At 64.6% G+C, this 22,147-nt stretch carries 18 protein-coding genes; 5 read left to right on the forward strand and 13 right to left on the reverse strand.

The features are described 5' to 3' along the window. Positions 1-8 precede the first annotated feature (8 nt). Both L4X63_RS05805 and L4X63_RS05810 read left to right on the forward strand, forming a co-directional pair. Positions 9-1,085, forward strand: coding sequence for a potassium channel family protein (locus L4X63_RS05805; protein WP_250677635.1), 1,077 nt, complete (start codon positions 9-11; stop codon positions 1,083-1,085). Then, on the forward strand, positions 1,054-1,851 hold the full coding sequence (locus L4X63_RS05810; protein ID WP_250677636.1) for a sugar phosphate isomerase/epimerase family protein: 798 nt from the start codon (positions 1,054-1,056) through the stop codon (positions 1,849-1,851). Before L4X63_RS05805 ends, L4X63_RS05810 begins: the two co-directional genes overlap by 32 nt. Here L4X63_RS05810 and L4X63_RS05815 read toward each other — a convergent pair. The 9 genes from L4X63_RS05815 to L4X63_RS05855 all read right to left on the reverse strand — a co-directional run bounded on the left by L4X63_RS05815 (position 1,822) and on the right by L4X63_RS05855 (position 12,877). Next, positions 1,822-2,886: a protein-glutamate methylesterase/protein-glutamine glutaminase gene (locus L4X63_RS05815; RefSeq protein ID WP_250677637.1), complete on the reverse strand. Its 1,065-nt coding sequence runs from the start codon at positions 2,884-2,886 to the stop codon at positions 1,822-1,824. The two genes, L4X63_RS05810 and L4X63_RS05815, sit on opposite strands and share 30 nt — an antisense overlap. 41 nt (positions 2,887-2,927) lie before the next feature. Beyond that, positions 2,928-4,601, reverse strand: coding sequence for a CheR family methyltransferase (locus tag L4X63_RS05820; RefSeq protein ID WP_250677638.1), 1,674 nt, complete (start codon positions 4,599-4,601; stop codon positions 2,928-2,930). Positions 4,602-4,620: 19 nt separating this feature from the next. Further along, entirely contained in the window at positions 4,621-6,927 is a 2,307-nt protein-coding gene (locus L4X63_RS05825) for a methyl-accepting chemotaxis protein (RefSeq protein ID WP_250677639.1), read from the reverse strand. 69 nt (positions 6,928-6,996) lie between these two features. Continuing rightward, on the reverse strand, positions 6,997-7,356 hold the full coding sequence (locus L4X63_RS05830) for a hypothetical protein (RefSeq protein ID WP_250677640.1): 360 nt from the start codon (positions 7,354-7,356) through the stop codon (positions 6,997-6,999). A 38-nt stretch (positions 7,357-7,394) separates the two neighbouring features. Beyond that, positions 7,395-7,946, reverse strand: a complete 552-nt coding sequence (locus tag L4X63_RS05835) for a chemotaxis protein CheW (protein ID WP_250677641.1) — start codon at positions 7,944-7,946, stop codon at positions 7,395-7,397. After that, positions 7,943-9,601: a chemotaxis protein CheA gene (locus L4X63_RS05840; RefSeq protein ID WP_250677642.1), complete on the reverse strand. Its 1,659-nt coding sequence runs from the start codon at positions 9,599-9,601 to the stop codon at positions 7,943-7,945. Before L4X63_RS05840 ends, L4X63_RS05835 begins: the two co-directional genes overlap by 4 nt. Then, positions 9,602-10,027 (reverse strand): response regulator, encoded by a 426-nt coding sequence (locus tag L4X63_RS05845; RefSeq protein ID WP_250677643.1) that lies wholly within the window; start codon positions 10,025-10,027, stop codon positions 9,602-9,604. Between the two features lie 11 nt (positions 10,028-10,038). Next, positions 10,039-11,196, reverse strand: a complete 1,158-nt coding sequence (locus L4X63_RS05850; protein WP_250677644.1) for an HD domain-containing phosphohydrolase — start codon at positions 11,194-11,196, stop codon at positions 10,039-10,041. A gap of 298 nt (positions 11,197-11,494) precedes the next feature. Then, positions 11,495-12,877, reverse strand: coding sequence for a sigma-54-dependent transcriptional regulator (locus L4X63_RS05855; protein ID WP_250677645.1), 1,383 nt, complete (start codon positions 12,875-12,877; stop codon positions 11,495-11,497). Positions 12,878-13,060: 183 nt separating this feature from the next. Here L4X63_RS05855 and L4X63_RS05860 point away from each other — a divergent pair, with 183 nt between their 5' ends. Continuing rightward, positions 13,061-16,798, forward strand: a complete 3,738-nt coding sequence (locus L4X63_RS05860; protein ID WP_250677646.1) for a PAS domain S-box protein — start codon at positions 13,061-13,063, stop codon at positions 16,796-16,798. Positions 16,799-16,847: 49 nt separating this feature from the next. On the opposite strand, the gene L4X63_RS05865 is transcribed toward L4X63_RS05860, so the two are convergent. Continuing rightward, a complete protein-coding gene (locus L4X63_RS05865; protein ID WP_250677647.1) occupies positions 16,848-17,336 on the reverse strand; it encodes a DUF2127 domain-containing protein in 489 nt (162 codons plus the stop codon). A 36-nt stretch (positions 17,337-17,372) separates the two neighbouring features. Beyond that, on the reverse strand, positions 17,373-17,702 hold the full coding sequence (locus tag L4X63_RS05870; protein WP_250677648.1) for a DMT family protein: 330 nt from the start codon (positions 17,700-17,702) through the stop codon (positions 17,373-17,375). Positions 17,703-18,119: 417 nt separating this feature from the next. Here L4X63_RS05870 and L4X63_RS05875 point away from each other — a divergent pair, with 417 nt between their 5' ends. Beyond that, on the forward strand, positions 18,120-19,574 hold the full coding sequence (locus L4X63_RS05875; RefSeq protein WP_250677649.1) for a glyceraldehyde-3-phosphate dehydrogenase: 1,455 nt from the start codon (positions 18,120-18,122) through the stop codon (positions 19,572-19,574). 140 nt (positions 19,575-19,714) lie between these two features. Here the strand turns inward: L4X63_RS05875 and L4X63_RS05880 are convergent, their stop codons facing one another. Next, a complete protein-coding gene (locus L4X63_RS05880) occupies positions 19,715-20,365 on the reverse strand; it encodes a response regulator (RefSeq protein ID WP_250677650.1) in 651 nt (216 codons plus the stop codon). A 195-nt stretch (positions 20,366-20,560) separates the two neighbouring features. Between L4X63_RS05880 and L4X63_RS05885 the strand changes: the two genes are divergently transcribed. After that, entirely contained in the window at positions 20,561-20,968 is a 408-nt protein-coding gene (locus L4X63_RS05885; protein WP_250677651.1) for a hemerythrin domain-containing protein, read from the forward strand. 133 nt (positions 20,969-21,101) lie between these two features. Here the strand turns inward: L4X63_RS05885 and L4X63_RS05890 are convergent, their stop codons facing one another. Next, complete coding sequence (locus L4X63_RS05890; RefSeq protein WP_350339162.1) at positions 21,102-22,079, reverse strand: lysozyme inhibitor LprI family protein; 978 nt, start codon at positions 22,077-22,079, stop codon at positions 21,102-21,104. Positions 22,080-22,147: the final 68 nt, after the last annotated feature.

Raw genomic sequence — 22,147 nt, forward strand, 5'->3', positions numbered from 1 at the left:
GGGGAGGCATGGATCCGGTCCGACATCTTAAGATCTCCATCTGCGTACTGGCCCTGCTGGTATCGTGCGGGACCTTCGGCTACATCGCCATCGAGGGGTGGGACCTCCTCGACTCCCTCTACATGACCGTCCTTACCCTCAGTACGGTCGGCTTCCGCGAGGTCCATGAGCTTTCCGACGCCGGGAAGCTCTTCACGATGGTGCTGATCTTCTTCGGGGTCGGCGTGCTCGGTTACATCGTGGGCTCCCTGGCCCAGATCATGTTCGAGGGGCAGTTTCAACGGATCATCGGGAGGAAAAAGGTGGAAAAGGCCATCGCGGGGCTGGAGAACCATTACATCATCTGCGGTTTCGGCCGCATCGGTGCCCTGGTCTGTAAGGAGCTGGCCGCCAAGCCGCTCCCCTTCGTGGTGGTGGAGAAGGACGCCGCCACCGTCGATCGGATGGAGCAGGACGGCCACGGCTACCTCTTCTTGAGGGGGGACGCCACCCAGGACGATACCCTGCTGAAGGCCGGCATCAAGCAGGCCAAAGGGCTCATCTCGGTGGTCACCTCCGACACCGAGAACGTCTACATCACCCTGACCGCCCGCGGATTGAACCCCGACCTCTTCATCCTGGCCCGTTCCGGCGAGGAGGGGAGCGAGATTAAGTTGAAGCGCGCCGGGGCCAACAAGGTGGTCTCCCCGTACCTGATCGGGGGGAGCAGGATGGCCCAGGCGGTGCTCCGTCCCACCGTGGTCGATTTCATCGAGATCGCCACCGGCCACGAGCACATGGAACTGCAGATGGAGGAGATCCTCATCCCCGCCGACTCGGCCTTCATCGGCGAGACCTTGGCCAGCTCCGGTTTCAGGAAGGAGACCGGGGTGATGATCGTCGGCATCAAGAAGGTGAGCGGCAAGATGGGCTTCAACCCGGAGTCGCACACGAGGATCGAGGCCCACGACACCCTGATTGTCCTCGGGGAACCCAACGCCATCATGAAACTCGACCAGCTGGTCCGGTGCGACAACTGCGCCGAGGAACTGATCAAGAAACACCGGAGATCGCATGAGCACCAGCAGCACGAAAGCCGCCCCTAAAAGGCTCTTCGTCCACGTACCGTTTCCGCAGCTCAAGGAGCGGCTCCCGCTTCTTGCCAGCCGCCGCCTCAATCCCGAGCTCTTCCTCTCCGCCCCGGTCCTCGACACCACCCCCCTCTCCGAGATCGCGGAAGCTGCCCGCATGCTCCGGGAGGAGGGGCTTTCCTGCACCATCCACTGCCCCTTCATGGACCTGAACCCGGGCTCTTTCGAGCCGCTTTTGCGGGAGGCTTCCCGCAAGCGCTTCTACCAGGTGCTGGACGCGGCGGAACACCTCAGGCCCGAGGTGATGGTCTTCCACCCCGGCTACGACCGCTGGCGCTACGGGGAGCAGAAGGAGCTCTGGCACAACCTGAGCCTGGAGATCTGGAAAGGGGTGTTGGAGAGGGGGCGGGAGATCGGCACCGTGATCGCGGTGGAGAACATCTTCGAGGAGGAGCCCTCGACGCTCAAGGCGCTCATGGAGGCGATCGGCGGCGGGCAGCACTTCGGCCACTGCTTCGACGTCGGTCACTGGAATCTCTTTCACAAGGTGGGGATGGTGGAGTGGTTCGAGGCGCTCGGGGAGAGGATCGCCGAGGTGCATATCCACGACAACCGCGGCACCCGCGACGATCACGCCCCTCCCGGCGAGGGGGGGATCGATTTCGAGCTGTTCTTCTCGCTCATGGAGCGCTACGCCCCCAACGCCGCCTACACGGTGGAGGCCCACAGCCTGGAAAACCTCGAGCGGTCGCTAAAGGCCCTGGCGCCCTACCTCGGCTGATATCCGCTCCCCCACCTCGGGGAGCGGGAGCGTCCCGTCCACCTCCAGGGCGGCCGCAACCGCCCTCGGCATGCCGTTGACGACGGTGGTCTCGGCCGCCTCCACGAAGACCTTGCCACCCCGCCGCTTGATCTCCATCGCCCCCCGCACCCCGTCCGATCCCATTCCCGTCAGCACGAAGGCCAGGCAGCCGCTCCCAAGGTGGGTGGCTGCCGAGTCGAACAGCACGTCGACCGAAGGGCGGTGGAGAGTCCCCTCCGGCTCCAGGTCGAGCCGGGTTACCAGCCGTTCCCCCCGCCGCGTGAGCTTCAGATGCTTTCCCCCCGGCGCGATGTAGACCCAGCCGGCCCTGAGCTCCTCGCCGTCCTGCGCCTCCTTGACGGTGACCGCGCAGCTGCGGTTGAGACGCTCGGCCAGGGGGCCGGTGAAGCCGGGGGGCATGTGCTGCACCACCAGCACGGGACAGGGGAGCTCGGCGGGAAGCTTGGCCAGCACCACGGTGAGCGCTGCGGGGCCGCCGGTGGAGGTCCCGACCACGACCAGTTTCGGGTGGATGCGGGGCGGTTCGCTGTCGGGAATGGGGAGGGGGGCGGCCTGCTCCGGGGGAAGGGGAAGGGCGACGCGGATGCCGGCGGCCACCCGGATCTTCTGGGTCAGTTCCCGCTCGAGGCCGGAGATGTCCATGGCGCCCCCGACCGAGCATTTGTCGATGAAATCCACCGCACCGAGCTCCAGGGCCCGGATGGTCTTTTCGGCGCCCCGGCCGGTGCAGCTGCTCAGCATGATGACCGGGGTGGGGCGGCGCTCCATGATCTGGCAGAGGGTGGAGATGCCGTCCATACCCGGCATCATCACGTCCAGGGTGATCACGTCGGGAACCAGCTCCTCGATGAGTTCCAGCGCGCTGGCCCCGTCGGGAGCCACGCCGGCCACCTCGATCTCGGGGCTCTCCTCGAACATCCTGACCAGCGCCTTCCGGACGAAGGACGAGTCGTCCACCACGAGCACTCTGATCCTGGATCCCACCGATTTCATCCCCTTTCCCTCCTGGACGTCGTCACCTTCCGATGCACCTATTAGCCTATTGCCAGCCCGGCCGCCGCGGGACGGCCACCGCCCTTTTCGAGTGCTGCGATCACCGGCGAGGCGAGCGAGGCCCGACCGGGATCGGTACGGAGTGCGGCTTCCCTGAGCGCCGGGAGCGCAGCGGGATCGCCGATCTTTCCCAGCGCCTGCATCACCGGGAGAAAGAGGAGCTCCTCTTCCAGTAGCCCGATCAGGCGGGGTACCGCCTCCAGGCAGCCAAGCTCCCCGAGGGCAGCGATGGCCGGAAACTGGAGCCAGAATCCCTGGTCGAGCAGGTCGAGTAGCGGACGGCAGGCCCGGCGGTCGCCGATCCTCCCGAGCGACTCGGCCGCGCCGTGCCTGACGTTGAGATCGGGATCGTCGAGGGCGGCGATCAGCGGCATGACGGCGCCGGGGCTTCCTATGTTGCCGAGCATGACGGTGGCAAAATTCCTCACCTCGTGGTCGGGATCCTTCAAAAGCCCCTCCAAAAGCGGAACCGCCTGCTCCCCGAAGGCTACCAGCGCCTCCATGGCGCCGTTTCTCAGGTCGGCTTCGTTGTTGTTGCGCACACCCTCCTCGAGAACGGGAGCCAGGGTGTCGAGACCGATGGCGGCCAGGGCGGCCAGGGCCTCGTCGCGCTTGCCGGGGAGCGCACCCGCCACCTGGAAGAGCAACTCGTCGACCGCCCAGCGGGTGACCGGGGGAGGGACCTGCAGGGTGATCGACGGCTGCTGAGAAGCCACCGGCTGCTGAATAACTGGCGGAGGGGTGAGGGCCGCCAGCAGGGCGACCGTCTCTTCCCGGGGCGGTTTCGCGGCGCGGCGCTTTCGATAGATGAGCGAAGTGGCGTGATTGACCGTTTCGAGCTCGTGGCGGTAGAGATGGAGCGGCTCTGCGTCCCCGGTGAGGAGGTATCCCCCCGGCACCAGAAGCCGCTGGAGCCCGTCGATGAGGAGCTGCTGCCGCTCGAGCGGGAAGTAGATCATGACGTTGCGGCAGAAGATGAGGTCGAAACCGGCGAAATTCTTCGGGGTTCCAGGGATGCTCCCTCCAGCCATCACCTCGGCAAGGTTGAGCCTCGTGAAGCGGATGAGGCGTTTCACCTCGTCCTTCACCACCCATCCCTGGTGATCCTTTCTCAGGTACTTGTCCCGGTAGGCGGGGGGAATTCCCTTGATCCTCGCCTCCGGATAGCGTCCCTCGCGGGCGGTCCGGAGGCACTCCTCGCTCAGGTCGCCCGCCACGATCTCGATATCCCAGGCCAGCGGGTAGCGGAGCGCTTCCAGGACGGTCATGGCCAGCGAGTACGGCTCCTCTCCGGTGGAGCAGGCGGCACTCAGAAACCGGAGCTTGCGGAAACGGTCCCCGGTGCCGCAGGGAAGCGCCGGCCGCTGGTTCCTCGCTTCCTCCAGCTCGGGGAGAATGGAGGTCTTGAGATCCAGAAACTGCAGCTGGTTACGGAAGAAGCTGGTTTCGTTGACGGTGACCAGGCTGTAGAGATCCCCGCGCTCCCCGGCCGAGGAGGTGAGGAGGTCGAGGTAGTCGAGGGGATCGTCCACCCCGAGCCGTTCCATCCTTCCCTGCAGGTGGCGGCGCAGGGCCGCCTCGCGCCTCCCCGCAAAGCAAAGGGCGCTCTCTTCCCGGAGAAACCCGGCTATTCTGTCCAGATCCTTCTTCAGCATCGCGTTTCCTTGTCCCCGGTTACGCGACCCGGAACTGGCCGACCAGGACGGTGAGTTCCTCGGCGCGGGCGGAAAGCTCGCGGGCGGAGACGGCGAACTGCTCCACCGCCGCCAGATTCTCCCGGGTGAGGCCGCTGATCTTCTCGGTGGCGATCACCACCATCTCTCCCCCCTTCTTCTGCTCGAAGGTCGCGTTGGCAACCTGCATGGTCATCGAGTTCATGCCGGTCACCGCATCGACGATCTGCCCGGAGGAGAGCGCCTGCTCGCGGGTGGCGAGGGAGACCTGGCGGGTGGCGCTGTTCATGTTGTCGAGCGCGATGCGGATCTGCTGCCCCCCCTGGGCCTGCTCGCGGGTGGCGCCGGTGACTGCCACGGTGATGCCGTTCATCTTCTCCACCGCGATCCGGATCTGGCGCCCGCCGAAGGCCTGCTCCTTGGCGGCGTTGGCTACCTGGAGGGCGGACTTGCTCATCTTATCCACCGACTCGTTGACCCTGAGGGAGGCGGCGGACTGCTGGTCGGTCATGCCGGCGATCTGGGCGATCAGCCCGGCCGAGGCCTCGATGTTGCGGACGATGTTGGAGAGGGCGTTGCCCGCCACCCCGGAGAGTTCCATGGATGCCTGGGCCTCCTTGGAGGCGAGCTCGCCGTACTTGACCGAGTCGAGGGTGTCGGCCTGCACCTGCTTGATCACCTGGGCGATCTCCTTGGTAGCCACCACGCTCCGTTCGGCGAGCTTTCTCACCTCGTCGGCAACCACGGCGAAACCCTTGCCCGCTTCCCCGGCGCGGGCGGCCTCGATGGCGGCGTTCAGCGCAAGGAGGTTGGTCTGGTCGGCGATCTGGCCGATCACCTGGACGATGTTGCCGATCTCCTCGGAGTGCTTGCCGAGGTTGAGGACCGAGTCGGCGGTCATGGTTATGACGCCGGAGAGCCGCTGCATGGCGGCCAGCGCCTCCTGGACGGCCGACTGGCCTGCCATGGCTTCCTTGGTGGCGACGGTGGCGACCGAGTCCGCCTCGGCGGCGCTCAGGGCAATCCGGCGGATGGAATCGGTCATCTCGCCGATCACGTCGCCGGTTTCGGTCACCACCTGCTGCAGGGCCTGGGAGTTCTGGGCCACCTCCCCGATGGAAACCGTCATCTGCTCGATGGTGGCCGAGGTCTCGGAGACCGAGGCGGCGAGCTCCTCGGAGTTCTTGGCGACCCGGTCGACCGAGGCGATCATCTGTTCGACGGTGGCGGAGGTCTCGGAGACCGCCGAGGCCATCACCTCGGAGCTTTTGGCCACCTGCTCGCTGGAGGCTCCCAGCTCCTGGACGGAGGAGGAGACCTCGGTGACCCGGCTGGAGAGGTTCTCGGCGTGCAGGGCCACGGTCTGGATGGAGGCGGCCATCTGCACCATGGTGCTCGAGGTTTCCTCGGTGGCGGATGCCTGCGAGTTGGCGCTTTGGGCCAGCTGGTCGCTTCCCGAGATGATCTCTTCGGAGGCGGTGGCGAGCTGGGCGGAGGTGTCGAGGATCTTGCCGATCATGGCGCGGAGCTTGGCGGCCATGCCGTCCATGGCGTTCAAGAGCTGGCCGATCTCATCCTTGGCCGAGGTCTGGCAGCTGGCGGTGAGGTCGCCGGAGGCGAGGGTTTCCGCGATCCGCACGGCGTTGGCCACCGGGGTGGTGATGGAGCGGGTGATGAGGACGCTGATGCCGAGGCAGAGAAGGATGCCGACCGCCACGATCCCTACCACGATGAGAGTGATGTGCCGGGCCAGGGCGGCCATGACCTTCTCCTGGCTGTCCATGCGGGTATTTCCCTCGACGGCGAGCTCGTGGGAGATGGTGTCCAGGCTGTGGATCTTATCCTTGTATGCCTCGATGGCCGCGTTGGCCCCCGCCGGGGTGGTCACCTTGTGGGCCACGATGGCGTTGTGGACATTGGTGAACCCCTCCTCGTAGCCGCTTTTGAGGGCGTTCATCTTGGACAGGGTCTCTTTGTCCTTGGCCAGGGAGGCGTACTTGCCGAGCTCGACCAGGTGCTCGTCGAGTTTGGCACGCTGCGCTTTCCACTTGTCGAAGTAATCCTGGACCTTGGCGGGATCCGCTACGTTCAGGAAGCAGTCCTTCTCGAAGCGCCGCAAGTTGATGATGTCGACCTCGCACTTGAAGGCGAACTCGCTGACCGAGGCGTCGCCGTTGAGGAGGTTGATGGTGGCGCTGGTCGCCTTGTCCACGCCCCAGTAGGCGGTGATCCCGCTGATCACGATGAGGAGGAGCATCAGGGTGAATCCCGCCCCCAGGCGGGTGCCAATCTTGTAGTTCTGCAGCATTCACATCTCCTTATGCAATAAATACCATGGGCTCACCGGTCCTCCCGGTCTCCCTCAATCCGTCCAAATTCAAACCCGCAATCCAGCAATCCGGGAATCCTGGCGCCTCACACCTGGAAGGTCTCCACCAGCGAGGAAAGCTCGCGGGAGTGGGAGACGGGCTCCCTCGCCGCTGCGGCCGCTCTCCAGCGAAGCGGCTACGCCGGGGGCCTGGGCCAGCATGGCCACCTCGCGGACCCGGCTGGCGATCATGAGGTCGACCTTGCCGATCACTCCTTCGCTGCTGTTGTCCAGCATGGTCTCGGTAGTGGACTCCAGGCTCGCCTTGGCACGGTAGTAGGAGGCGCCGGAGATGATCCCCAGGGGGATCAGCGCCATGAGGAGGAAGCTTGCCGTCAGTTTGCCACGCAGTGTGTTGAATATCGCCATGCCGCACCCCCCAATCCCAACCGGAAGTTAGTGGTGTTTCAGCTGCCGAGCATCAATGCGCGCTGGAGGTCCAGGATGAAGATCAGCGCGTCTTCGAGTTTTCCCACCCCCAGCAGGTACTTCTCTTCCACAGCCACCGCCTCTTCCGGGATCTCCTCGACCAAGGCGGCCGGGACCCGGATCACCTGGGAGACCGAGTCCACCAGCATCCCGATCCGCTTGGGCCCAAGCTCCACCACCATGATCCTCTGGGCGTCGCTCGCCTCCCCCTCGGGAAGGAGGAACCGCCTGCGGAGGTCGACCACCGGGATGATCCTCCCCCGGAGGTTGATGACCCCTTTCACGTGGGAGGGGGCTCCCGGGACGTGGGTGATCCCCTCGGCCCGGATGATCTCCTGGACGCTCTCGATGGGAACCCCGTAGCACTCGTTGCCGAGCCCGAAGCTCACCAGGTGGAAGGTCTCCCGCCTCTCGGCCACCGCCTGCTCGACCTCCCGGTCGGCCTGCTCCTGGGCCTTGGTTATGAAGCCCGCCAGTATCTCTTCAGCGAGTCCCGAGGCCGGGAGCTCGATCTTCGTCGTGCCGTTCACGCTGCTCCTCCCTTCCCCTTCGCCAGCAGCGAGGGGAGATCCAAGATGAGTGCCACGGTGCCGTCTCCCAGCACGGTGGCGCCGGAGATGCCCGGGGGCTCCTCCAGGTAGTCGTCGAGCCCCTTGACCACGATCTCCTGCTGTCCGAGCAGCCGGTCCACGAGGAGCCCTCCGCGCTTATCGGCGCTCTCCACCACCACCAGGTACCCGCCGTCATCCTCCCGGGGCGGGAGCGAGAAGAAGCGGTTGAGCCGTTTGACCGGGAGCAGGCGGTCCCTGAGCCTGAAAATCTCCCCACCCGAAGCCTCGTGGAGCTGGGAGCCCGCGATGGTGAGGCTCTCCAGCACGCCGGAGAGCGGCAAGGCGAAGATCTCTCCGGAGACCTCCACCAGCAGCGCCTGGATGATGGCCAGGGTGAGCGGGAGCTTCATGGAGAAGGTGGTCCCTTTGCCGGGGACGCTCTCCAGCTCGATGACGCCGCCGAAGCTCTCGGCTCCCTTCTTTACCACGTCGAGGCCGATCCCCCGCCCGGAGGTCTCGGTGAGGCGGCCGGAGGTGGAAAAGCCGGGGAGAAAGACCAGCTGGAGCGCCTCCTGGTCGGAGAGCTGGCTGGCCTGCTGCGGGTCGATGAGCCCCTTGTCGAGGGCGCTCTTCTTGAGGTTGGCGGGGGAAAGGCCGCGGCCGTCGTCGGAGAGGTAGACGATGATGTGGCTCTTGTCGTGGCGGGCGCCCAGGGTGAGGGTGCCCGCCGGGGGCTTGCCCGCCGCGGCCCTCTCGGCGCGGGATTCGATGCCGTGGTCCACGGCGTTTCTGATCAGGTGCAAGAGGGGTTCGCCGATCTCGTCGATCACCGTCTTGTCGAGCTCGGTCTCCTCACCCTCGAAGACGAGCGAGACCTCCTTGCCGCTTTTGAGGGCCAGATCGCGCACCAGCCGGTTGAAACGCCGGAACACGGTGGCAGCCGGGAGCATGCGGACCTTCATGATCGACTCGCGCAGGTCGGCGGCACTCTTGCCGATCAGCTCGCTCGTCCCGGAGAGAAGCGCCAACAGCTCGCGGTCCTTCACCTCGTGCTTTAGGCGCCCCTCCAGCGAGGCGAGCGTGGTCCGCTGGATCACCAGCTCACCCACCAGGTTCAGGAGCTGGTCGAGCTTGGCGAAGTTCACCTTCACGGTGTCCGACTTCTGGTTGAGGTACTCGTACCCCTCCCCCCGCTCGGGGAGGACGGGAAGCGGCGCGGCCTCGTTTTCTTCGGGGGAGGCGGCCAGAAAGCCCAGGAGCATCTGCTCGGCGCTTAAGTCGACCGGCGCCGTGGGGTTGGACGCGAGCTGGTCCAGGGCGCCCCGCAGGGCGTTCAGGGACGAGAAGAGGGCGGAGAAGAGGCGCTCTTTGAGCGGGATCTTCCCGGCGCTCCCCAGCTTGAGGACCTCCTCCAGTTCGTGGAGAAACCCCTGCAGGTGGGCGAATCCCATCATGCCGGCGTTCCCTTTGAAGGTGTGGAGGCTTCCCAGCATGCTGGTCACCAGGGAGAGATCGGCTTCCCCCTCGCGCACCCCGCGCTCGAAGAGCAGCAGCGCCTGCTCGGCCTGCTCCAGGTGTCCTTGGGCGTCCTCTACGAAATCCGCGCAGAGGATGGAGAGATCGACATCCTGCATCTAGCAGGCCTCGGCGGGGGTCAGCGACGCGGAGGAGGGGCGGCTCCCCTGGACCTGGGCGGGGAGGATCTTTTCAACGAGGTTGTAGAGATCGGTGGAGTTGAAGGGCTTCTTGAGGTAGCCGCGGGCCCCCAGCCGGAGCGCCAGCACGGTGTCCTCTTCTTTTCCCTCGGTGCTGATCACCACGATGGGGATCCGGCTGCCGATGCCGAGCTCCCCGGCCTTCTCCATGAACTGGACGCCGTTCATGACCGGCATGTTGATGTCCAAAAGGATCAGCTCGATGTCGTCTTCGCGCTGAAGGATATCCAGCGCCTCCTGTCCGTTCATAGCGTCGAGGAACTGGCAGCCGTAGCGCTGCATCACCAGGCGGTACATGTGGTGGATCAATTCGGAATCGTCGACGATAAGAACCTTTTGCAGCATAACATCCTCCATTAGTAGGTACGGGCCATTGCATGGTAACCCGCGGCGGGCGCGGTAAAGAGTTCGGTGACCGTGGCCCCTTCCGGCCGGCGGGAGCGGGGGGGAGGGGCGTTGTCGAAGGCGTCTCTCAAAAGGGGAGCGCACTCCCTGAAGGCCTTGAGGATACTGGGGTCGAAGTGCTCGGGGCGGGTGGAGCTGTCCCCTTCGGTGATCACCCGGCAGGCGGTTTCGTGGTCCATGGCCGGCTTGTAGGAGCGCACGCTCCGCAGGGCGTCGTACTGGTCGGCGATCATTACGATGCGCCCGGCCAGCGGGATCGCCTCCCCGGCGATCCCGAAGGGGTAGCCGGAGCCGTCCCAGCGCTCGTGGTGGGTGAGGGCGATGGAGGCGGCCATCTGCAGCATGGGGTGCGTGGAGCCCGCGAGGATCTGCTCGCCGACCACGGGGTGGGTCTTGATGACCTCGAACTCCCGCGGGGTGAGGTGGCTCGGCTTGAAGAGAATGGAGTCGGGGATCCCGATCTTGCCGATGTCGTGCAGGGCGGCGGCCACCGTGATGTTCCTCACGAACTGATCGGGCATCCCGAGCGAGCCGGCGATGATGGCCGCGTAGCTCCCGATCCTGGTGATGTGCTCGCCGGTCTCCTTGTCGCGGAGCTCGGCCGCCACCGAGAGCCTCTCGATGATCTCGACGCTCATGGAGTTGTGCTGGCGGATCGCCTCCACCGGCTCGCAGCCGCTCTCGACCACCAGCCGCTCGAGCTCCTTGCGGAACTGCCGCTCCCGGACCAGCTCGCTCTTGGCCCGGACGCCGTTTTGCACGGACAGCACGAGCTGCATCGGCTGGAACGGCTTGAGGACCATGTCGTAGGCCTTCAGCTTGACGGCGGCCACCGCAATCTCGACGTCGGCCGCGGCGGTCATGAAGATGACCGGGGTGTCCTGGTCGAAGGCGCGCAGGCGGGCCATGAGGGTGGTGCCGCTCATGCGCGGCATGTAGATGTCGGTGAGCACCAGGTCGGCAGGCTCGGTGAGGAGTCCGTCGAGGGCAGCGGCCCCGTCGCTGTAGGCGCGGACGGCGAAGCCGCGGCTGCGTAAAAGGACGGAGAGCATGTCCAGAGCCAATAGGTCGTCCTCGACTACCACCACGGTCCCTTGGGCAGGTTGCATAGCGCGGCTCCCTTCCGATAGGTGATTGTTCATGAACAACTACACTAGCAGGATGCGTGCCCGAGGCGGCGGGGAGGGAAAAAGTAGTGAATCCGGCGGGTTGGGTGGCATGTAGCGGGACGGAAGGGATGCGACATAAGTTGCCGGGTACCGGGGTGGTCCCGAAAATCCCTAAGGGATTCCCTTACTTCCGCCTCGGCGCAACCTTGGTTGCGCTCTGCAACTTTTGTCGCATCCCTTGTGCGGGAATGAGCTGACCGACTTTCCGGGAGGAATGCAGTGGAATGTGGGGGATTGGCTAGCGCCGGTTGAGCCGCTTGTTGAGCGCCTGGCGGCTGATGCCGAGGAGGGCGGCCGCCGCTCCCTGGTTGCCGCCGGTCCTCTGCAGCGCCTGCTCCACCAGCCGTTCCTCCATCTCCTTGAGGGTGGCAAAGCCGTCCGCCGCAGGGCAGTCGCGGTTGAGGGAGGTGAGGCCGTGGCCGATGGCGTCGCGGAAGGTGCCCATGGAGAGCACGCCCCCCCGGTGGCGGGCCACCGCGTCGTAGACCATGGCGCGCAGCTCCCGGATGTTGCCGGGAAAGCTGTAGCCGGAGAGGTAGCCGATCAGTTCGGGGGGGAAGGAGGGCCTCCTCTTTCCCATCGAGTGGGCAGCCTCGGTGAGGAAGACCTCGAGCAGGGGGGCGATGTCCTCGCTGCGCTCCCTGAGGGGAGGGATGCGGACCTGGTGCGAGCAGAGCCGGAAGAAGAGGTCCTTCCTGAAAGATCCGTTGGCCACCAGGGTGGTGAGGTCGCAGTTGGTGGCCGCCACGATGCGCGCGGTGGAGAAGCGGGGGCGGTCGGAGCCGATCGGGTAGTATTCCCCCTCCTGGAGAAGCCTCAAGAGCTTGACCTGGGAGGCGGGGGCGAGGTCGCCGATCTCGTCGAGGAAGAGGGTGCCGCCCGCCGCCCGGGCCACCATGCCGTCCCGGTTGCTGTCGGCCCCGGTGAAGGAGCCCTTGCCGTGGCCGAAGAGGGTGTCGGCGAAGACCTGGTCGTCGAGCCCGGCGCTGTTCAGGGCGACGAACTCCCCCGTCCGGCCGGAAAGCCCGTGCAGCGCCCGCGCCACCAGTTCCTTGCCTACCCCGGTCTCCCCCAGCACGAGGACCGGCTGGTCGGAGGGGGCCACCCCCTGGAGGTAGGCGAAGACGAACTGCATCTTGTCGCTTCTCGTGTGGAACTGGGAGAGCGCGCCGGCCCGGTGCGGCTCCCCCGGGGCGAGGCTCTCCCTGAGCGAGGCGATCTCGCGGCGCAGGGAGCTGATCTCGAGGGCCTTGCGGATGGCCGACACGAAACGGTCGGGGGTGACCGGCTTCACCAGGTAGTCGAAGGCCCCCTCCTTCATGCAGTCCACCGCGGTGTCCAGCTGGTTGGCCGCCGTCATGATGATGACCGGGACCTCGGGATAGCTGGAGGTGATCTCCCCCAGAAGCTCCTTCCCGGAGAGATACGGCATCTGCAGGTCGAGCACCACCGCCCCCGCCTCGTGACGGGCCAAGAGGGGGAGGAGCTCCCGGCTGTCCTGGAGGTCCTTCACGTCGGAGAAACCGGCCCGCCGCAGCATGATCCCGAAACTGAAAAGGATCTCCGGCTCGTCGTCGACCAGCACGATGGTGGAGTGCGAAACGCCGGTTTGCTCTTCCATAAGATCTCCTTTCCGGCGGTTTTATAGCAGAATCGGGTGTCCCAGGCAAGAGACCTCCCCGTTCCCCCTTTCATTTTTCTTTCGCAGGAACGACGGTTTATTTTGATTGACGCCTGCTAAGGTGCTATAAAGGCTGGCGCAATCGCTATTTCCGATATCACCAAAAGGGGCTTTCTCCGCTTCATGCGTCTCGTCCTCGTCTTCATCGTCGCCCTTCTGATCGTTCGCCCGGCTCCCGCCAGGAGCGAGGGGACCCCTCCGGGGCTGTCGGAGGAGCTCGTCCTCACCTCCGAGGAGAGCCAGTGGCTCCGCGCCCACCCGGTGATCCGGGTCAGTACCGGGAACGTCTACGAGGATTACTTCGCCGCCGAGCTGCGGCAGGGGATGGCGAGCGACTACCTCAGGGCCGCCTTCCGGAGGCTGGGGCTCAAGTTCGACCCGGTCCCGGGGCTGAACGTGCAGCGCTCGGTGGAGCTTCTGGGCAAAAGCGGCGGGGTCGACGTTGCCCTCAACATCCCGCTGGAGCTCGAGCGGGTGGGGCAGGTGGAATTCACCATGCCGTTCATGCGCTCGCCCCAGGTGATCTTCACCCGCAAAGACGGCCACTTCGTCGCCGGGATCGCCGATCTGGCCGGGCGGACCGTGGCGGTCACCCGCCGCCAGGGGCTGACGAGCCTCCTCGTGAGGGACATCCCGAGGGTGCGGATCCTGGTACGGGCCAACTCGGCGGAGGCGCTGCAGGCGGTCTCCTCGGGACGGGCCGACGCCTACGTCGGGAGCCTCGCCCCCGGCACCTTCAGCATCGAGCGGATCGGCGCCCTCAACTTAAAGGTGGCCGCCCCCGCCCCCTACCCCGACGACCAGCTGGCCATCGGCGTCAGAAAGGACTGGCCCGAGCTGGCCCGCCTGATCAACAAGGCGCTCGCCTCGCTCCCCCCCGAAGAGCACGACGCCATCCGGCACCGCTGGCTCACCCTCCGCTACGAGCACGGCATCCGGACGAGCGACGTGGTCAAGTGGATCTCCTTCCTGGCCATCCTGGCCCTGGCGGCGATCCTCGGGATGCGCCAGGTGATCCGGATGCGGACCGCCGACCTGATGAGGGAAGTGGAGCTCAGGGCCCAGCGCGAGAGAGAGCTCGAGCGGGAGAAGGGATTCGTGGAGCAGGTGATCGAGTCGCTCCCGGTCATCTTCTACCTGCACGAGGGGGGGAGGTTCGTGCGCTGGAATTCCGCCCTCGAGCGGGCAAGCGGCTTCACCCCCGAAGAGCTCTCCTCCCCCGCCGTCCCCCTCCCCTTCCACGAACACGACCGCGCCCTCTCCCGGGAGAAGATGGCCGAGGTGCTGGAGACGGGAGAGGCCCAGTGGGAGGCGAGGTTCACCACCTGCGAGGGGGTGCGCCACTACCTGGTGACCGGGAAAAGGGTGGAGCTCGACGGCGCCACCTACGTGATCGGGACCGCCGGCGACATCTCCGCGAAGAAGCTGGGGGAGCTGGCGCTCAAGGAGTCGGAGCGGCGCTTCACCGAGATGCTGGAGAACCTGCGGCTCATCGCCATCATGTTCGACAACAACGAGCGGGTGACCTTCTGCAACGACTACCTCCTCGAGCTGACCGGCTGGGAGCGTTCCGAGGTGCTCGGCAAGAACTGGTTCGACATGTTCTATCCCGACGCCGAGGAGTCGCGGCGAAGCTTCCACCAGGCGATCGGCAACGGCATCTACTTCCTGCACCGGGAGCGGACCATCCTCACCCACCAGGGGGGGCGCCGCATCATCTCCTGGAACTCCACCGTCCTGCGGACCCCGGAGGGTGAGGAGATCGGGGTGGCCTGCATCGGCGAGGACGTGACCGACCGCCGGCAGTACGAGATCGCCCTGCAGATCATCAACGCCGGGGTCTCCTCCACCACCGGGACCCGGTTCTTCCAAGCCCTGGTAAGCCACCTGGCCCGGGCGCTCGAGGTGCAGTACGCCATCGTCGCGGAGCTGGGGGAGGAGGAGCGCTGGGTCTCCACGGTGGCGGTCTGCGCCCACGGCGAGCTCCTTCCCAACTTCAGCTACACCCTCGACGGCACCCCGTGCGAGCAGGTGGAGAGAAACGGGATGGTGCTTATGGACGGAGGGGTGCAGGAGCTCTACCCGGGAGTCTCTTTCCTTTCGGAAAACGGCATCGAGAGCTTCGCCGGGGTGAACCTCACCAGCGCCTCGGGGGAGTTCCTCGGTACCCTGACCGTGCTGGCCACCGGGCACTTCTCCAATCCCGAGCTGGTGGAAGCCATGCTGGGGGTCTTTGCCGGGCGGGCGGCGGCCGAGATGGAGCGGACCCGGGCCGAGCAGGCCCTCAAGCAGAGCGAGGAGAAATACCGCCTCCTCTTCGACCGGATGCTGAACGGCTACGCGGTGGCCGAGGCGATGACCGGCGAGGACGGCTCCCCCTTCGACTTCCGGCTGCTGGAGGCCAACGAGTCCTTCGCCACCCTGATGGGATTTCCCCGCGAGGAGATGATCGGGCGGACCCTCACCGAGCTCATCCCCCACGCCGAGCAGAGCTGGATCACGCGGCTGGGCGAGGTGGCGCTCACCGAGAAGGCCGACCAGTTCGAGGCCTACTCGCGTTTCCTGAGGAAGTGGCTGAAGGTCGCCGTCTACTCCCCGAGGAAGGGTCAGTTCGCCGCCACCTTTTCCGATATCAGCAAGCGCAAGGTGGCCGAGCAGGCGGTCCTGCAGAGCGAGGAGCACGTCCGCCAGATCTTCGCCCAGAGCGACGACGGGCTTATCCTCTTCGAGATGGACACCTTCCGGATCGTGGAGGCCAACCCGGCGGCGCTCAAGCTGTACGGCGCCACCATGGAGCAGTTCAAGCTGGCCAAGCCGTGGGAATTCATCAGCCCCTCCGATTTCCGGCGGGTGATCAGGGGGCTTGCGCGGGAGGAGCAATCGAGCGGGTTCCAGCTCGACCGCGCGACCTGCTACCGCTCGGGAGGGGGGAGCTTCACGGTCGCCATCCGCGGCAAGATTCTCGTCTTGCGAAACGAGTACGTGATCCTCTGCAGCATCCGCGACATCACCGCCAAGGCCCGGCTGGAGGACGAGATGAAGGCGACCCAGGCCCGGCTGATCCAGGCCAACAAGATGACCTCGCTGGGGATGCTGGTCTCGGGGATCGCCCACGAGATCAACAATCCCAACAATTTCATCTCGGTCAACTCGCTGATGCTGACCGACGTCTGGCAGGAGACGGCCCCCATCCTGGCCGAGCACCGGGAGCGTGGCGGGGAGTTCTACCTGGGAGGGCTTCCCTATTCGGAGATGGAGAAGGTGGTGCCGCGGCTTTTATCGGGGATCACCGAGGGATCGAATCGGATCGCCACCATCGTGAGCAACATGCGGAACTTCGTGAAGAAGGAGGATGGGGGGGCCGAGGGGGTGATCGACATCAACCGGACCATCGACGGGGCCGCCTCGCTCTTGTGGCATCACATCCACCGGCACACCGACCAGTTCTCGATGTCCCTTTGCGAGGGGCTTCCGGCGGGAAGGGGGAGCGCGCAGCAGATCGAGCAGGTGATCATCAACCTGATCATGAATGCGTTGCAGGCGCTGCCGGGGAAGGAGTGTGCGGTGCGGGTGGAGAGCGGGTTCGAGGAAAGAAGCGGCATGGTCACCATTGCGGTGATCGACGAAGGGTACGGGATGAACAAGAAGGTGCAGAAGCGTCTGACCGAGCCGTTTTTTTCGACCAAGATCGACAAGGGGGGGACCGGGCTTGGGCTCTACATCTCCTCCTCCATCATCCAGGAGCACCGGGGCGCCCTCATCTTCCACTCCGCGCCCGGCAAAGGTACCACTGCCCTGATCAAGCTCCCGGTGGCCGCCGGGCCCCCTGAGCCGTCCCTGCCCTCCCCTGAGGTCCCTTAAGCTCCCTTAAGTCCCTTGGGTCCCTCCTTAGGTCCCTTCGGTCCCTTTCTTAAGTCCCTTCGGTCCCTTTCTTTCTCCCCTTGACCAGCACGTCCCCGAGGTAGCCGACCACGCAGAGGTTGATCACCAGCACGGTGATCCGGGGCCAGGTGAGCTCGCGGGAGACCTCGAAGATCTCCATCGGGATGTAGACCGCGCCGGAAAGAAGTCCGAACCACTCCGCCCACGACTGCTGTTTCCAGAGTCCGTAGGCCTCCACGAAGCGGACGGTGGAGTAGATGAGTGCCGACAGGGCGAGCATCCAGAGCTGCAGGTCGGTCACCCGGTTGGCGGCGTCGATGAAGATGCTCGGGTAGTGTTTGGCGGGGTTGAGGTGCAGGGCCATGACGAGCTTCATGGCTGCGTCGTGGAGGTCCTTGTGGACGAAGGCGAGCAGCCCGAAGCCCGCCAGAAGGACCGTGGCCCCCTTGGCGGCCTCGAAGAAGGCGACGATGTGAAGACCGGTTTTTTCACCCGATCCGGGTAGATGTTTGGCCACGCGAGGTCTCCCTGGCGGTTGGAATGAGGGCGAGCCCTAGCTGCGGAAGATGAAGAAGACCGCTCCGGCCAGGCAGAAGCCCGCCCAGAGGTAGTCGAGCTTCAGCGGCTGGCCCATGTAGAAGACGGCGAAGGGGACGAAGACCGAGAGGGTGATGACCTCCTGCACGATCTTGAGCTGTCCCAGCGAAAACGTCCCGTAGCCTGCCCGGTTGGCCGGGACCTGGAGCACGTACTCGAAGAAGGCGAGTCCCCAGCTGGCCAGTATGGCGATGTAGAGCGGTGCGCTGCGCAGGTTGCGCAAATGCGCGTACCACGCGAAGGTCATGAATACGTTGGACAACACGAGGAGTGCAACTGTTCTCATAAACAAACCCTTGCTGAAAAAATTGCGGTCCCCAACGTCCCTGCAGTTCCCCTAACGTCCCTGCGGTCCCTTGGATCCCTAGGGTCCCTTTCCCTTAAGTCCCTGGCAGCATACCATGCCCCTACCTCAGGCGCAAAACCTTTGCAAGAAAGTCACCAGCTTTCCCGGCAAAAGTTACAGCGGACATATTAGTGTGTATAAATAGTTGAGTGGTATGAGGTTTTTCTTTGTTTACAGGGCCGGTATGAAGTAAGATACGCGGCTATGTCTTAAACGCGGGCGCGCTCTGTCACAACCTAACCGGCTTTGCCATTACGGGAAAGCACCGTCGCATCGAGCCCCTGCGAGTCCAGATTCAATGAGCTCCGGCCATTCTATAACGTCCGGAGACTATTTTCGTAAACGGAAGGAATGAGTATGAAGATTCAAATGCAGGAACGTCATCTCAAGGAGTGGCAGGGGCAGGAAGAGATTGCGGAGCGGATGCTTCCCATCATTGGACACCTCTACCGTGACAACAACATCGTCACCACCGTCTTCGGGCGCACCCTGGGCAACAGTCCGACCATCGACCTCCTCAAGGCCCACCGTTTCGCGCGCCTGATCCTCGATTCAGATCTCACCGTGGCCGACACCTTCCCGATCCTGGAAGCGATGGGGAGGCTCGACCTGGCCCCGGCCCGTATCGACATCGGCCGCCTGGCCGTCCGCTACCAGGCCCAGCAGGGCGTCAGTGTGGACGACTTCGTCCGCCAGGAGCTCGCCTCGGTCAACACCGGCCGCACTCCGCTCCTCGACGAACCGAAGGACATCGTCCTCTACGGTTTCGGCCGCATCGGGCGCCTGTTGGCCCGCATCCTGGTCGAAAAGGCCGGCTCCGGCGAAAAGCTGAGGCTGCGCGCCGCGGTAGTCAGGAAGGGGGGCGCCGACGACCTCGTCAAAAGGGCGAGCCTCTTGCGCCGCGACTCCGTGCATGGCCCCTTCCACGGGATCATCACCATCGACGAGGAAGAGAACGCGATCATCGCCAACGGCAACATGATCCGCATCATCTACTCCGACGCACCCGAGAACGTGGACTACACCGAGTACGGGATCCACAACGCCCTGTTGATCGACAACACCGGCAAGTGGCGTGACCGCGCCGGCCTCGAGCGCCACCTGAAGGCCAAGGGGATCTCCCAGGTGCTCCTGACCGCTCCCGGCAAAGGGGACATCCCCAACGTGGTGGCCGGCATCAACAACGAGCTGATCGTCCCCGAGGAGAAGATCTTCTCGGCGGCGAGCTGCACCACCAACGCCATCGTCCCGGTCCTCAAGGTGATCAACGACCGTTTCGGCGTGGTGAGCGGACACGTGGAGACCTGCCACTCCTACACCAACGACCAGAACCTGATCGACAACTACCACAAGGCCGACCGCCGCGGGCGGAGCGCCCCCTTGAACATGGTCATCACCGAGACCGGTGCCGCCAAGGCCGTCGCCAAGGTCCTCCCGGAGCTGACCGGCAAGCTGACCGGCAACGCCATCCGGGTCCCGACCCCCAACGTGTCGCTGGCGATCCTCAACCTCGAGCTCTCCAAGGCGACCACCGCCGAGGAGCTGAACGCCCACCTGCGCGACGTCTCGCTCGACTCGCCGCTGCAGAACCAGATCGACTTCACCAACTCCCCGGACGTGGTCTCCAGCGACTTCGTCGGCTCCCGCCATGCAGGCGTGGTCGACTCGCTCGCCACCATCGTGAAAGAGAACCACGCCGTGGTCTACGTCTGGTACGACAACGAGTTCGGCTACAGCTGCCAGGTTGTCCGCATGGTCCAGAAGATGGCCGGCGTCGAGCTCCCGTCGCTCCCCATCGAGGCCAAAGCCTAGCCGCTTTGGCCATAGAGCAGCACTAAAAAGGGCGCCCTCCGCGACAGGCAGGGCGCCCTTTTTTTTAGCCGGTTAGTCGTCATCTTCCGCCAGGCTCTTGGCGGCTTACCCCCCCCTTTGAAAAAGGTGGCCGCTTCCGCTCAGATCCTTTCCACGTCGATCATCTCTTCCCCCATCACGTACTCTATCTTCGCATCCCGGGAGGCCTCGGCGAGCCGGGAGACAATCCGCCGGATCTTGTCGATCTCCAGCTTCATCTCGGAGAGGTGGGACCTCGTTTTCCCGTGTCCCTCGCCGATCTCTTTGGAAGCGAGATGAAGATGCCACAGGATGGCGGTCAAGGGGTTGTTGAACTCGTGGCTGATGGCCACCGCGATTTCCCGCAAAAGTTTCAGCCGCTCCAGCTCGACCGCCATCTGCTGCTGCCTTCTTGAAGCCAGGTGGAGAGATACGCGCGCCACCAGTTCCTCGGGGTAGAAAGGCTTGACGAGATAGTCGTCCGCCCCCGCCTCGAACCCCTGCACCTTCTCCTGGCCGCTATCGCAACTGGTGAGAAAGATCACCGGGATCTCCCGGGTCCTCGCGTCCCCCTTCAACTGACGGCAGATGTCGAAGCCGTTCATCCCCGGCAGGTTAATGTCCAGAAGAATCAGGTCGGGAGCGGTTTTCACCGCGGTCGGCATCGCCGAGGCGCCATCCTCCTCGACCATCACCTCGTACTTCCCGGCGAGGATGTCCCGTAGCTGGGCCTGCGACACCTTGCTGTCTTCTACTGCGAGTACCTTTTCCATACGTGGCTCCGAATAATTACCGGCACCTTCATCGCGGCCGGGCCGGCTTGCTCACACCCGCGGGAATCCGGGACACGGTCACTGCACAAAAGCGGCGGCTTCGTCGAGTAGTTGACCTGGGTCAAGCGCTTCGCTCACCGGCAGGCGTAGAGTGAAGGCGTCGGTAACTACTTCCCCAGGCGAAGGAGAATCAACATGGCAAAGCTCATCGATGACCTCAAAAAAGACCATCTGCAAATCACCTCCCTGCTCGACCGCCTCAAGGATCGAAGCGTCAGCAACGAGGAAGCCCACAAGATCCTGCTGACCGCCCAGACGAGCCTGCTCGCCCACCTCAAGAAGGAGGACCAGCAGCTTTATCCGGTACTCAATGCCGCGGCCGAGAAGAACCCGGGCCTGAAGCGGACGGTCGACTTCTATGCCAAGGACATGGACGAGATCACCCGTCAGGCGGCGGAGTTCTTCCGCCTCTACTCCCGCCACGATGCCAAGATCGACCTCGAGTTCGCCAAGGCCTTCGGCAATCTCTTCGCCACCATCTCGAGGAGGCTCCGCAGCGAGGAGAACATGCTCTACAAGGAGTATGAGAGAATCAACCCTTGATGATGGCCGCCGCCGCTACCGTCGATCCCCCCGCCTGACCAGGGCCGGCGGGACCACCCATCCCCCGATTACCAGAGGCATCGCCAGAGGAAAGGGGCGTTCCCGCAGCCGGGCGCACCTACCTCTGGAAACCTCACTGGTCATCGTCCTTGACGAGCTTCACGGAAGTGATCCGGAAGCGCCCCTCCTTGATCGCCAGGGTCACCAGGGCCTTTCCCCCGGAAGGGCAGCAGTTCGGGTCGTTCTCGTGCGACAGGAACACTTCCGCAGTCATGGTCGCGAGGTCGGGCCAAACGCCGCTGGCAACGTGGGTGTCCCGCGGGATCTCCTTCTGCAGATCCGTGAGCCAGCTCGATCCATCCAGGTACTTCCACCCCTTGATCCCCTCATCCCAGATGAAGTAATCGCTCTCGTTGAAGTTGCCGGTCCCGTCGGTGACGATCGGGAGGTATAAGAGCTTCCCGAAGCTGTTCTGCACGATCTCCGGTTTCCGGTAAATGTAGAGCCCGATGTCGTACGACCCGCGATCGAGGAAGAGTTTCAGCTGCGGCGAAGCGCCGTCCTGGACATAGACGGACATCCCCCTTTTGCCGTGGTACGATTCCGGACTGCAACCTTCCGGCTCCCCCGATCCCTCGGGGAGCAAGCAGTAAAGGGCATAGCGGTACGTCTTGTTGCCGACGGTACCGATCCTCCCCGTCTCGGAGACCCGGCAGGCGGAGATATCGTCGATATCGTTTCGTTTGAGAAAGCCGTCGCAGGTGGAGGTGAGGGAACGAAGCGGGACCAGGACCGGGCCCTCGAGCTCAACCGTGCGGTCCTTGTAGAGTTTCAGCAGCACTTCCCGGTCGCTGAACGCGTTGCGCTTCTTGAGCCACTCCCTTTGGGCGGCGATAAGTTTGTCGCGTTCCTTGCTCTTTGCCAGCACCTTCTTATAGAGCTGCGACAGGCGGTCGTCTGCCGAGGAGAGTTCCAGGTCGTCGCAGAGCAGCTTTTCCATCTTCGTTTTCGCCTTGGAACAGTCAAAGCCCGCGGCAGGAACTTTCAAAGGATTGCTGACGGCAAGAAACGCCAGGACGGATACGGCTGACAAGATCATCTTCGTGCTCATTCACATCCCCTTAGTCATTCCACTAATCAAATCCCCGCTCGCCACATCACTCTCATCCTTACCCTTTC

Origin of the sequence: Geomonas sp. Red32 (assembly GCF_023652955.1) — a bacterium.
Taxonomy (GTDB): Bacteria; Desulfobacterota; Desulfuromonadia; order Geobacterales; family Geobacteraceae; genus Geomonas.